The following is a 13,096-nucleotide window of genomic DNA, read 5'->3' on the forward strand; positions in this document are numbered from 1 at the left end:
CCGGCTTTCGCAGCAATAAAACGGCAACAAGGCACTTTGTGCAAAGCACCCTGCGCGTTTTAGTCTTTACATTCTCCAACTGACCTTAACACCGGCGGTGCGCGGCAAGCCCCACACACCGTAACCCCAGTCAGCACCCAACGTATTTTGGTACGTAAAATACTCCTCATCCGTTGCGTTTTTCACAAAAGCCTCAACGGTTAACCGCTCTGAGGCCGACAACCAGCTTACCTTAGCGTTCGCAATACCATAGGCATCGTGCTTTGAGTAAGGGTCGTTCTCGATCTGCAGGTAGTGGTCATCTTGCCAGGCGTAATCGGCCTGCAAGGCAAGCTCTCCGGCACTGCCCAGCGGAATGTAGTAACGCCCCACCAGATTATAGGTCAGCGCCGGGGCCGAGGGCAGCTCATTGCCGTCTAAGGTGTACTCATCACCCGCCACCAAAAATACCTGCTCCGAATCAAACTCTGTTTTTAACAGCCCCAGACCGCCGATCAACTCAAAGTTATCGCTTACCTGCGCGGTTAACTCCACCTCGGCACCGGTACCTGTAACATCCCCCGCGTTGGTAATCACGCTGCCGTCCGCGACGGTCAAAAACACCTGCGCTTGATAGCCTTCCACCTCATAGGTAAACGCCGCTGTGTTTAATTTAATACGGCCATCGGCAAAACTGGTTTTGTAGCCTAGCTCCAGGTTGGTAACATCTTCAGAGTTAACGGGCAACGTCGCCTCCTCCGACGCATTGTAGCTACCCGAAAACCCACCACTTTTAAACCCGGTAGACAAACTCACATACGCCAGAGCGTAATCGGTGGGGCGCCAGTCCAGCCCAATACGCCCGGTTAAGGCATCATCGCTAAAGTCTCGGGTGGCATCGATTTCGGGGTAAAATGAAGGCCCGGCGTCTTGTACAAAATCGCGATCTTCTTCGGTGTAACGGGCTCCAAGAATTACGGTCCACTCATCGAAAATATCGTACTCATACTGGCCGAATAACGCCCAGGATTCAGAGTCCAGCGAGACAACCTCCTGGTGCCATAAACCGTCGGCGGTTGTTGGTGCCTGGGTAATCAGGCCCCGGTCGTCTTTGTAATAGTAAACTCCCCCTACCCACTTGCTGGCGTTAGTGCTGCCGTTTAAACGCAACTCTTGCGTGTACTGCTCGGCATCGACACTGTATTGCTCGTCAAAAAACACCACCTCGGTGCCATCGCCATCATCTTGCAGAAACTTATCCAGCTCTTCATAGGCCGTTATAGAGGTAATGGTAAAGGGCTCCAGGATCCAGTCGAGGGTGGCTGACACTCCAAAGGTATCAATTGTGGTTTGCAGTCCATCGGTCGCGCCCGTGGCCACATGCTCCGGGTCAAACTGTCCGTTAACGGCCTCGGCACCGGTCATCTGAAACGCATTGCTGGTACACAAACCGTCTTGTATCCGGCTCACCGGGCAAGTCGCCGCATTCTCCCCCACGGTTTCGAGGTATCCCATATGGGCGAACCCGACGGACTGCTGATCGGCCTCGCTGCCGTGCACGTTAAGCAATAAACCGGCATCGTCAGTGAGGTCAAAATCCAGTTGCGCCCGATAGCCAAGACTATCGGTGTCGTTCAGTTTTTCGCCGGTTACGGTATTGGTTTGCCAGCCCTCGTTATCGGTCTTTTTTAAGGCAACACGCCCACGAATACCCTCGGTTATGGGGCCACTAAGCATGCCCTCAACCACGGTTTCATCGTAACTGCCATAGCTAATGCTGGCGGCTGCATCGAGATCTTCAGTGGGTTTGCGCGAAACATAGTGAACCAAACCGCCCGTGGTGTTACGGCCGTACAAGGTGCCCTGAGGGCCGCGCAACACTTCTACACGCTGCAAATCAAACAACTGAATGGCCGACCCGGCGGGGTTGCCGCGGTAGACATCGTCGACATAAATTGAAACGGGAGACTCCCAAGAGTCGGAAAAATTAACCAAACTGATACCGCGAAGACTAACGGAGGGACTGGAAGCTTCACCAAAAATGGCAAAAAAGTTCATATTGGGCACTTGCTGGGTAATATCCAACCCCTCTTCAAAGCCCATTTTCTCGATAGCGTCGCCCGAGAACGCACTGACGGCGACGGACACATCCTGTAAGTCTTGCTCGCGTTTTTGCGCCGTTACCAACACCTCTTCAATAACCGACTGCGCGGCCATTGACGGCAGCGCTGCAACACCACTGCCGATAAGCAGCGTACTTAATACAAGATGTTTTGGTAAACAGTGACGTCGGCTGTGATTGTGTCTGACCTGTGGCTTAGCAGTTACCATAAAATTACTCCCTGTTTTCTGCGTGGCAACGTCTCCTCCCTGAATCCCTCTTTTTATTTTTGTTAGCAAGATAGCTTAAGAAGTACGTCATTAAAAAGCCCATAAAGCGGGCAATTCGTTGAAGCGATCTCTCACTTTTGCTTTTTTACCATAGCAGTAAAACCCCACGGCGGACAGCGCCGGGGGCTTTTTAGCTAAGCAAAGCCATACCCTATAAGAGTAAACGGACACAAAAAAACCGGCGTAAGAGCCGGCTTTTGACGGGGGTGATGCAGTGATCGCTTACAATGTTAAATCGCGATTGCTTGCCTTAAGAAACTCCTGCTTCAAGGCCTCGTAGGTATGGGCGGCAGGAAACTGCGGAAACTCGTCGATAACATTTTGCGGTGCGTGAAAAAGAATGCCGGCGTCCGCCTCACCCAACATGGTGGTATCGTTGTAAGAATCACCGGCCGCAATAATGCGATAATACAGTGTTTTTAACGCTAGCACCGACTGGCGCTTAGGGTCTTTTTGACGCAAATGATAATTAATTACACGCCCATTTTCGTCGGTCTCTAAGCGGTGACACAGCAGCGTTGGAAACCCTAACTGACGCATCAAGGGTTGTGAAAACTCGTAGAAGGTATCCGACAAAATAATCACCTGAAAGCGCTCACGCAACCAGTCGACAAATTCCACAGCGCCTTCTAAAGGCTCGAGTGTCGCAATTACTTCCTGGATCTCGTTAAGGCCAAGGTTGTTCTCTTCGAGAATGCGTAGACGCTGACGCATCAACACGTCGTAATCGGGAATATCCCGGGTAGTCGCCTTAAGCTCCTCGATACCGGTCTTCTCTGCAAATTTAATCCAAATCTCAGGGACCAACACACCCTCTAGATCCAAGCACGCGATTTCCACTAGCCGCCTCCAGCATACAGTCAAAGAAAAAACGCGAATCTAACCCGAAGGGCCAACAAAAGCAATTAGCATCAGGGGTTTTCACGTGGAACATATATTAAAAACAATGATCAAGCACAAACTAATATAACCACAGGAAAAAACGGAAAAATCATAACCACCCCAACAAAATAAAGGCCTCAGGCCGAAACTACCCCTACATCTTGTATTGCATCCAATAAACACACCGCAGATGTGGTTGTTTAACGCCCTAACAGGCTAACCTACAGCCAGTGTTTCACGGATAAATATCTGTGTGTTATAAGCAAATGCCAGCGTGCTATTGGGCAGCCGATGGCGGCTCTGGTATGCTTCGCGCAAATTAAAAAATTGCAACCAGCAACACGCCTTTACGGGCAGTGGCAACCGAGATCGGACTAAAGGCACGACCATGAGCGAGAACATTAATATCGTCGATATCGAAAACGAACTGCAGGGACAAAGCCCCTATCGAATCATGCGTTACGCATTAGAGCAGTTTGATAATATCGCCATTTCTTTTAGCGGCGCCGAAGACGTCGCCCTCATCGATATGGCAAGTCGCATTCGCCCCGATGTACAGGTTTTTTGCCTCGACACCGGGCGCCTGCACGCCGAAACCTACCAGTTTATTGAAACCGTGCGAGAGCATTACGGTATTGATATCGATGTCATCTCACCCGATGGCGACGCGGTACGCGCTCTGGTTAAAGAAAAAGGCCTGTTTAGCTTTTATCAGGATACCCACAAAGAGTGTTGCGGCATTCGCAAAATTGCCCCGCTGCGCAAAAAGCTGCTGGAGGTTGACGCCTGGATTACCGGCCAGCGTAAAGACCAAAGCCCCGGCACACGTGCCGACATTCCGGTTATACAGGACGATCTGGCATTCGCGCTCCCAGGCGATAAACTCACCAAGTTTAACCCGCTGGCCAACTGGAGCTCGGAAGAGGTCTGGAATTACATTCGCATGTATGAGGCGCCCTATAACCCGCTGCACGACCGGGGGTTTATCTCAATTGGGTGCGAGCCCTGTACCCGCCCTGTCGGCCCGGGTCAGCACGAACGCGAAGGCCGCTGGTGGTGGGAAGAGGCCACCAAAAAAGAGTGCGGCTTGCACGCCAGTAATCTCTCCGGGGCGGACGACGAAAACGTCAGCGCTCTTCCCCAAGGCAATTCACCGTGAAGATCACGCTGGTCAAAAAAATCTTAGCCGACGGCTCGCCGTGCCGGAAATGCGTCGATGTAATGGCCAAGCTTGAGCAAAGTGGCTACATTGAGCGTATTGATGAGATTGTGGCGGCAGACGAGACAGACCTTGAGAGCCCGGGGATGAAATTAGCACGCGAGCACAATGTGGATCGCGCGCCTTTTTTTGTGGTGCAAGAGGCCGGAATGCCAGCCCGGGTTTATACCGTTTACTACCAGTTTGTCCGTGAGGAGCTGGAACCTTAGGCGTTAGCCCGGGCACACAACCCCGGTGCCCGCCAAGCCACAATAGCCGCCGGGATTTTTTGCCAAATACTGCTGGTGGTAGGTTTCGGCGTAATAAAAATCGACCCCCTGACGTATCTCGGTGGTTATCTCGCCTCGCCCGGCAGCGCTCATGGCTGCCTGATAACGCAGCCTGCTTGCCTCGGCTACAGCAAGCTGCGACGCGTTATTAAGATAAAGCCCCGAGCGGTACTGCGTGCCGACATCATTGCCCTGACGCATCCCCTGAGTGGGGTCGTGCGCCTCCCAAAACACCTTAAGCAATTCATCAAACTTCACCTGCGCCGGGTCAAACACCACCAACACCACCTCATTGTGGCCGGTAAGCCCGCTACAAACTTCATCGTAAGTTGGATTAGGAGTATAACCACCGGCATACCCTACCGCGGTGGTGTAAACGCCCGTGGTTTGCCAAAACAACCGCTCGGCGCCCCAAAAACAACCGAGCCCGGCCAAAAATGACTCATACCCCTGCGGAAATGGCGGCACGATTGGCCGCCCACTGACGGCGTGATTAGTGGCAACTTGCATAGGCGTATCCCGCCCCGGCAGTGCCTGTTCCGGCGAAGGCATTAGGGATTTTCTTTGACTAAAAAGCATAGCAATCTCCGGCAAAAGCAGTACGTACAAAAAATGCCGCTTAGTCGATACGAACTAAATAACGACCACGGGATGTACCTGCGCGCATTTGCGCGAGCACCTCGGGCACTTGTTCCAAGGATATCTCTTGGCTTAGGTTACGCAGCGATTTGGGTTTAAGATCAGTGGCCAGGTGCAGCCAGAGTTTACGCTTATAATCATTGGCCTGCTCGGCTGAATCTACCCCCAGCAAAGCGATACCGCGCAAAATAAAAGGGTAAACCGTAGCCGCAAAACTGCCCCCTGCGGCCAGCCCGCACGCCGCCACAGCCCCTTCACGCTCGGTCGCTTTAACGATATTAAACAGCGCATCGCCACCCAGAGTATCGATGGCGCAGTGCCACTGGGGTTTAAGCAGCGCCTTTTTATTGGCCGTTAGCCAATCGGCCGAGCTGATAACCTCTTGTGCCCCCAGTTCCCGCAAGCTATCGGCGGCCCCGGCTTTACCGCTCATCGCAATCACCTGATAACCGAGCTTTGCGGCTATTGCCACGGCCAACGACCCGACCCCGCCGGATGCTCCGCTGACGAGCAAGCGGGTATCACTGATGGCGCGGTGTTGAACACGGGCAAGCTTATCGAGGCACATGGCAGCCGTGAGCCCTGCGGTGCCAAAAATCATAGCGTCATTAAGCTCTAGCTGCGGCGGGCACGGACAGACCCATTGTAGCGGTACCCGGCAATACTGAGCGAGGCCACCGGGGCTATTCATACCAAAATCGTAGCCGCTTATCAGTACCCGGTCTCCCGGGCGATACTGACCGGTCACGTCAGAGACGACCTCGCCGGCGGCATCGATACCCGGCGTATGCGGAAAGTGGCGGCTAACGCCTGGGTTACCCACAGCCGCCAGCGCATCTTTATAGTTTAAATCGCTGTAGCGTATACGCACCAAAATATCGCCTTGCGGCAAGGTGTCTGACGCCAGGTTTTCGACCGCCACGTGAAACTGATCATCACCCTTACGGTGAATACGAAGTGCGCGATAATCTTGCATAACTGAGCCCTCTAAGCAATCGCATTTAGCGCTATAGTCAGAACTTTCAAGCTAGCACTTCATAACGCGCCCGGGTGCCGCACGGGCTACCGTAATGTGCCGGACTTAAAACCAGCGCTTAGGTTGTACCCGGGTCATCACCCGACTAAAAAGGCGATCAACCGACGCCTCGGCGGCAAGCCCAAGCCGTTCGGGTAATGATTTTTTATGGGCAAACTCAACCGCAAAAATGTCACTCGTGGCGTGCTGATCCCACAAGTAACCATCGCTGGTCTGGACGTGATCAATCAACTGCATCTCGACCGCTTTAGTGCCATACCAAATCTCACCAGTGGCTACTTTATCGACGTCAACACCCGGGCGGTGTTCACTTACAAACGACTTGAACAAATCGTGGGTTTGCTCCAGATCATCGGTAAACTTCTCGCGGCCTTTTTCGGTGTTTTCGCCAAACATAGTTACCGTACGCTTGTACTCGCCGGCGGTAAACATCTCGTAATCGATATCGTTTTTCTTCAATAACCGGTGAAAGTTTGGCAGTTGCGCGACAACGCCGATAGAGCCCAACACCGCAAACGGTGCCGCGACAATTTTGTCGGCCACACAGGCCATCATATAACCACCACTAGCGGCTACTTTATCGACACAAACCGTCAGCGGAATCTTGCGCTCGGTAATACGGGTAAGCTGACTGGCGGCCAAACCGTAGCTGTGAACCATGCCACCGCCACTTTCTAACTTCACCACGACTTCGTCTTGCTCGGTGGCAACCCCCAGAATCGCGGTAATTTCTTCGCGCAAACTGCCGTTAGCCGAGGCTTTAATATCGCCGTCAAAATCTAACACAAATAAACGCTTGCGCACGCTGGCGGCCTTTGCCGTCTCATTCGGGTTGTCAGCGGCGGCCTTGCCCTCTTGTTTCTTTTGTTTTTTTAATAGCTTTTCTTTTTTCTTTTTAAGTTTGTGCTCTAACTTCACGGCCGCCGAGTCGAGCACTTCGGCTTTAATGATATCGCTGTATTCATCGTAGGTATCATTAAGCTTGGTTACCTCAATGTGACCTTTGTCAGAACCGCGCTGCTGTTTGCTGCTAACAATCAGCGCCAAGATAATGGCAAAAGCCACCACGATAGTGGCGGCCTTTGCCAGAAACATTCCGTAATCGGTTAAAAATTCCAAAAAATCTACTCCCCAGTTACTTTTCTCGGTAATTACTTATCTCGGTTGCCTAACAACCGTGTTTATTTGTCATCGTTAGCGCCAGGCGCCCACCGCCTCCCGCGCAGAATCGTTCAGCGGACGGGTCACTAAGCCCGTACCCGATAAACTCACCTCAAACAGTGCGCCATCCGCCATGGGCAAATAAGTCGCGCTTCCATACACTGCATCTACCAGTGGCAGGGAGTCACGCGCCTCGCGCAACCAACGCCACACATCGATCCCATATTGACTCTCATGAAACGAGTAAACAGTGCGCTCGGCTGAGCGCTCTTGCTCCAGCGAGTAGTAACGCCCACTGAGCCGGTCAAGCCGGTAACCAGGCGTAACTCCCCAATTAGCGACAATGCCCTTCCACTTAATAATGCGGGCATCGAGCTGCCACTGGTCTCCGGCAATTTGATAGCGCTGTTCGTTACCATGCTCGTCAGACACAACCACATTGTACAGCGCGTCTTTTACTTTCTCGAAGCCAAGCGTCGCGACTCTTTGTTCTTGCTGGATTTGCCGGTAGCTAAAAATATCCCAGGCAACAAAGGCAAACACGACTGCCAAACCAAGCAGCGCCAAACCAAACATGCCCCGTAACCACCCCAGCACCCAAGAGTCTTTAAACAGTAGTTTAGCGGCGGAGTACGCCACTACCAGGCAACACAAGCCCGCCAGCACCGCGATTGCACTATAAACCATGATTTTTAACCCTTTGTACTATTGGCAGCATATTATTCACTCTCGCCCGACTTGCGGGCAACGGCCTCGCGATCGCTGACAAAGCCGTCAATCAGCTGTCGCGCAATCGTCCCACGGGGGGGTATTTTGGGTAAGTCCCGGTAGTGGTACCAATGCGCCTCGGTGATTTCTTCGGGCTGCGGCACGATACTGCCAGCCTCGTACTCAGCGTAAAACCCCAACATTAATTGCGCTGGGAAAGGCCAACTTTGGCTATCGGCGTATCTAAGGTTGTTGACCTTGAGCCCCACCTCTTCCGCGACTTCGCGGACGACAGTTTGCTCGATTCGCTCGCCCGCCTCAACAAAGCCGGCCAGGGTGGTGTAAGTTCCCGTTCGGGAGCGTTGGTGCAGGGCTAACAAACAGTGATCCCCCTGCGTCACCAAAACAATAATGCAGGGAGTTTGCACCGGGTAGTAGTGAATATGACAGCTAGCACATACCCGCACCATCTCGCCATGGGCCAGGCGTTCCGCTACAGGCTCTGGCAGTGGGGCGCCGCAGCCGGAGCAAAACCGATGACGGCGCCACCAGTGCTCAACTTGCAGCGCCCTGCCCGCCCAAAACCATATCTCGGGCGTGCAACTATCCATCAGTTCACGCAAGTTATGCCAGTGCTCGGGCGCTAACCCATGGGGCTTATCCGACAAGCTAATCCAGTGGCGAGAAACGCCATCCTCATCGGGCAGGTCAATTCGAAAACAGGTGCTTTGGTCCTCGGGTAGCTGGGTGGCCGGCTGCCCATTTGGCAGCCACAGCTGGCCGTCGGCCACGGGCCAGTAGTAATTAGTTTTATCCGCGCTATTCACAAGAAACCATCACCCCGCTATGAGGCAACAGGATACCCTAACGCCTGTAAGCTCTCTTCCGCTATCTGCAGCACGCTGGTATCGGCGCTTTTTTCTGTTTTGATGGCGTCGAGATAGTACTCGAGGCTAATCACTGCATCGGCAAAAGTCTCCAGCAGGTGCTGTACCGCCGGCAGCTGTTCACTCCCCAGCAGCGCCTCATTGACAAACTGCTCGCAAGCCGCGACCACTTTAGCGGCACGCCCTAACGCTAACACCTGCATTCCACCGCGCACACTAGAGAGGGTCGACGCGACATTTTTGATGTGGCCTATGTCGTAATTTGACTCAGAGTAACTATTAAGCGCCCGCTTAATCATCGCCAGCCCCGACTCCGCCTCCTCGATCACCAGCGTTTCGGCCTCAAAGATCTGGCTGTTCGACAAGACCTCCTCACGGGACAGAGCATTGAGGGCTGCGAGCTTCTCTTCCGACAGATTCATACGGGCCAGACCACTTACCGTGCTTTCGATATACAGCAAAGTGTCGGCAACGCTTAACAAATCATCGGGGCTCGCCTCGATGGTACCATCTTGCCAACCGGCAATTTTTTGAATCTCGGCGCGCAACGAGTTACTGGGGGCCACCAAGCCGACCACCGAGAGTATCTCGGCAATCTTTTTAAGGGTTTCGGGTAGCTCCGGCGTCTCTTTGAGCATCTCGATGCCGCCCTGGGCCGCACGCTCTAAGATGTTTTTACTCGAGCGCAGCTCCTCTTGCAGCACCGCTGTCATAGAGGTGACGGTGGTCGCACTGGGGCCTTTAAGGTACTCCTGCTCGCGCAACAGCTCGACTTCGTTGTAGGGCAGCTTGGCAACGTTAAAAGCCGCCAAAATTGCCTCGCTGCGGGCTCCCTCGCGATGAGCAAGTGCCACTAAATACACCAACTCTTGCAACAATGCCGGCGATGCTGAGCGATCGAGCGAGGCATCGCCTTCAAACTGGACGCGCTTAAACTCCCGGTCGATGGCGCCCAACAGCATTTTGCGGGATTTATTGAGCTGCAACTTGCCGTCGGCGATCGCGCTAATCATCTCAGCCCCCACCCACCACAGCTGGGCCATGGGGCGACCGGCCGTGACACTGTCAAGCCGCTCCAGCGAGCGCACCATCATGCCCAGCGACGGCTTAACCTGCTTGCCCTGAAGCACGCTGAGCATAGCCACTTGGTACATGTGCCGAATACGGCGCACAAACTGACAAAAATCCTCCGGGATATCGGCCGTTTGCTGCGCGGGGCGCTGACACTGGTCAAGTTCTACCGCAAAGTAGTAGCTCATGGGCAGCAGCGGTTCTTTGCGCGCCGCACGTAAATCATTGATATGGGGAATCAGCAAAACCGCCATACTGCGACCGGTTTGAGTGCAGTACTCAAGATAACGCGGCAGGATAAAAAACACCGATGTAATGCGCTCGAGCTTTTCATGGGTAGCCGCACCATCGCCCAGAGGGATATCGGTGATGTGCTCGACCAGCTCGCTGGCAAGAGTGTCGACCCCGCGCAACTGAAGCAGGCTTAAGGTGCCGCGAATTTGTTTAATATCGTCGATACAATTTTGCAGCAATTCGCCATCATTTGGGTCCGCAGCGAAGCGCTCCAGACGGTTGGCGGCCGATTCGATAGTGCTCACCAGCTCATTCTGTACCAGTTTTAAAGAGGATGGGTTAAAACGTTCCGCGGTATCTGTAGTCACTGTTATTTTCCTGCCGGTATTTAGCTCAGCCGCACACTCCAGTGCAGCAAGCGCTTTTTGTGTATAACCAATGCATTAATGTCGATATATAGAATCTACATTAACTTATTACAAAACTCTAAGGCAATCCAATAAAGCTGCTAACATTTGCCGCCAGATGCCAAGGCTGTCGCATTAATAATCAATCTGGCGCCATTAAGCGCTACCATCTTCGGCTAACCAAAGGCACTGGCCGCCACTGGCGCCGTTTATAGCCTCGAGTTTTTGCTGGTGCCGCAGCAATTCATTCCCTTGCGCCGCGATCACCGGCAGTGGGCGCCGGCCGGCATCGAGACGCTTGATTTCGGCCCCCGAGGCCTCATCACCGCCGTCACTACCATCGCCGCCACCCAGCATAAGCGCCGTTTGGCCGCCGGTCATTAGCAAATAAACATCGGCAAGAATCTCGGCATCGAGTAGCGCGCCGTGCAGCTCGCGCTGAGAGTTATCGACGCCGTAGCGCTTACACAGAGCATCCAAATTGTTTTTTTGCCCCGGGTGTTTGCCGCGTGCCAGGATCAAGGTGTCGACGATACTATTGGTTAACGCGACAGTATTGTGACGCGAGTCCATCCGGCGCAGCTCGGCGTCGATAAAGCCAATATCGAACGGGGCGTTGTGAATCACAAGCTCAGCGCCGGCAATAAAGCTCATAAAGTCATCGCGAATTTGGGCAAATACCGGCTTATCGGCCAGCATCTCATTGGTGATACCGTGCACTTCCATGGCGCCGGCATCGACCTCGCGCTCGGGGTTAATGTACTGATGGTAGTGCTTGCCCGTTAACTTGCGGTTGATTACCTCTACGCAACCAATCTCAATAATGCGGTGCCCCTGGCTCGTCTCAAGACCGGTGGTCTCGGTATCAAGCACGATTTGACGGGTTACAGTATTGTCCGGTGTAGTCATATTTACTCTGTCAGGTAGGTGGTTAAGCGCAATTAACTCAGCTGATCGATGCCGCGATTGGCTAACTGATCTGCCCGCTCGTTCTCGGCATGGCCACTATGGCCTTTAACCCAGCGCCAATCAATTTTATGGCGGTTATTCTCCGCATCCAGCGCCTGCCACAAATCGACATTTTTAACCGGCTGTTTAGAGGCGGTACGCCAACCCTTGCGCTTCCAGCCCGCCATCCATTCGGTTATACCCTTTCTTACGTATTGTGAGTCGGTCGTCAGTACTACCTCGCAGGGCTCGGTTAAGGCTTTTAAACCTTCAATGGCCGCCGTCAGCTCCATGCGATTGTTGGTGGTATCGCGCTCGCCGCCAAACAGCTCTTTCTCTTGTCCCTGAAACCGTAACAGCGCTCCCCAGCCCCCTGGCCCGGGGTTACCGCGGCAGGCTCCATCTGTAAAAATCTCTATACTTTTCAAAAATATACCACTACTTGTTAATGTTTTTTGTACGGTTAGAGCCGCGCCCCACTTTACCCGGTACCGAGGCGGCACTAAACCCTCTTAGCTCGACGTTGTTCCAGCGCGGCTTTAACGGCAGCACAGCCGGAACGTCTTTCCGCAGCGTCACAGCGTAATAGTTACCCCAGGGGGCGCCGACGCGGCGCAACCAAGACTCAAAGGGCCGCTGATTATCCTTCGAGCGCGGCCAAAACTGCCCCCGGGATACACTGACAGGAACCAAATCGAGCAACTTGCACCAATCCTGCAGCCGGCCCCAGCGCAGAGCCTGAGGCCCGCCCTCGGGAGCATGACCAAACCAACCGCGCAATAACCGTAACATCCCGCCCAGGCTCCAGGGGTTAAAGCCCACGATGACAATGTAACCGCGGGCAATGGTGGCTTTGGCAACCTCAGCCAACAATTGGTGGGGGGTTTGGCTAAAATCCAGCGCATGATGCAGCACAAACACATCGACCGATTCAGGGGCCAGAGGCAAGCGGCCAAAATCACAGCAGCCAACCTCAACGCCGCCTGAAACGGCGCAGGGGTTAAGCGCAAACGCATGGGCAATGCGGCTATTGTCGGTCAACTGCAACCCGCGCGCGACACTCAACTGGCACAAATGATACCCGAACAAGCAGGCAAGTGCTTGATCGATATCGTCTTTTTCACAGGCCAGCAGCCCCTGCCCGGCCGGAGTGTTAAACCAGTCGGTCAGTGCCGGTACGGCTTCCGCCGACGGGCGTACATCGCGGCGACGCTTAATCTTGGTTTTTAGTTGCTCGAGCACACACACCTCCACGGTATAACTCT

At 53.7% G+C, this 13,096-nt stretch carries 13 protein-coding genes; 2 read left to right on the plus strand and 11 right to left on the minus strand.

Annotated features, from left to right (window positions below; translation table 11 throughout):
* Positions 1-66: 66 nt before the first annotated feature.
* Entirely contained in the window at positions 67-2,310 is a 2,244-nt protein-coding gene (locus AAC019_RS01980) for a TonB-dependent receptor (protein WP_339896883.1), read from the minus strand.
* A 282-nt stretch (positions 2,311-2,592) separates the two neighbouring features.
* Complete coding sequence (gene thrH, locus AAC019_RS01985; RefSeq protein WP_339896884.1) at positions 2,593-3,210, minus strand: bifunctional phosphoserine phosphatase/homoserine phosphotransferase ThrH; 618 nt, start codon at positions 3,208-3,210, stop codon at positions 2,593-2,595.
* 430 nt (positions 3,211-3,640) lie between these two features.
* Between thrH and AAC019_RS01990 the strand changes: the two genes are divergently transcribed.
* Together AAC019_RS01990 and AAC019_RS01995 are read left to right on the plus strand one after the other, a co-directional pair.
* A complete protein-coding gene (locus AAC019_RS01990) occupies positions 3,641-4,411 on the plus strand; it encodes a phosphoadenylyl-sulfate reductase (RefSeq protein WP_339896885.1) in 771 nt (256 codons plus the stop codon).
* Positions 4,408-4,680 carry a hypothetical protein gene (locus AAC019_RS01995; RefSeq protein ID WP_339896886.1) on the plus strand — a complete coding sequence of 91 codons (273 nt, stop codon included), beginning with the start codon at positions 4,408-4,410 and terminating at the stop codon, positions 4,678-4,680. Before AAC019_RS01990 ends, AAC019_RS01995 begins: the two co-directional genes overlap by 4 nt.
* A 3-nt stretch (positions 4,681-4,683) precedes the next feature.
* On the opposite strand, the gene msrA is transcribed toward AAC019_RS01995, so the two are convergent.
* From msrA to AAC019_RS02040, 9 genes are all read right to left on the minus strand, one after another.
* Positions 4,684-5,319 carry a peptide-methionine (S)-S-oxide reductase MsrA gene (gene msrA, locus AAC019_RS02000; protein ID WP_339896887.1) on the minus strand — a complete coding sequence of 212 codons (636 nt, stop codon included), beginning with the start codon at positions 5,317-5,319 and terminating at the stop codon, positions 4,684-4,686.
* A 40-nt stretch (positions 5,320-5,359) separates the two neighbouring features.
* On the minus strand, positions 5,360-6,355 hold the full coding sequence (locus AAC019_RS02005; RefSeq protein ID WP_339896888.1) for a YhdH/YhfP family quinone oxidoreductase: 996 nt from the start codon (positions 6,353-6,355) through the stop codon (positions 5,360-5,362).
* Between the two features lie 105 nt (positions 6,356-6,460).
* Positions 6,461-7,534 carry a protease SohB gene (gene sohB / locus AAC019_RS02010; protein WP_339896889.1) on the minus strand — a complete coding sequence of 358 codons (1,074 nt, stop codon included), beginning with the start codon at positions 7,532-7,534 and terminating at the stop codon, positions 6,461-6,463.
* A gap of 75 nt (positions 7,535-7,609) precedes the next feature.
* The gene (locus tag AAC019_RS02015) at positions 7,610-8,263 is read right to left on the minus strand and encodes a cation/multidrug efflux pump (protein WP_339896890.1); all 654 of its coding nucleotides are present in this window, start codon (positions 8,261-8,263) and stop codon (positions 7,610-7,612) included.
* A gap of 32 nt (positions 8,264-8,295) precedes the next feature.
* Positions 8,296-9,111, minus strand: a complete 816-nt coding sequence (nudC, locus tag AAC019_RS02020; protein WP_339896891.1) for an NAD(+) diphosphatase — start codon at positions 9,109-9,111, stop codon at positions 8,296-8,298.
* Between the two features lie 17 nt (positions 9,112-9,128).
* On the minus strand, positions 9,129-10,844 hold the full coding sequence (locus AAC019_RS02025) for a pilus assembly protein (RefSeq protein WP_339896892.1): 1,716 nt from the start codon (positions 10,842-10,844) through the stop codon (positions 9,129-9,131).
* A 195-nt stretch (positions 10,845-11,039) separates the two neighbouring features.
* A complete protein-coding gene (gene dnaQ, locus AAC019_RS02030; RefSeq protein ID WP_339896893.1) occupies positions 11,040-11,792 on the minus strand; it encodes a DNA polymerase III subunit epsilon in 753 nt (250 codons plus the stop codon).
* A gap of 32 nt (positions 11,793-11,824) precedes the next feature.
* Positions 11,825-12,259, minus strand: coding sequence for a ribonuclease HI (rnhA, locus tag AAC019_RS02035; protein WP_339896894.1), 435 nt, complete (start codon positions 12,257-12,259; stop codon positions 11,825-11,827).
* 10 nt (positions 12,260-12,269) lie between these two features.
* The gene (locus AAC019_RS02040; RefSeq protein WP_339896895.1) at positions 12,270-13,073 is read right to left on the minus strand and encodes a methyltransferase domain-containing protein; all 804 of its coding nucleotides are present in this window, start codon (positions 13,071-13,073) and stop codon (positions 12,270-12,272) included.
* Positions 13,074-13,096: the final 23 nt, after the last annotated feature.

It is taken from the genome of uncultured Gilvimarinus sp. (assembly GCF_963975215.1).
GTDB lineage: Bacteria > Pseudomonadota > Gammaproteobacteria > Pseudomonadales > Cellvibrionaceae > Gilvimarinus.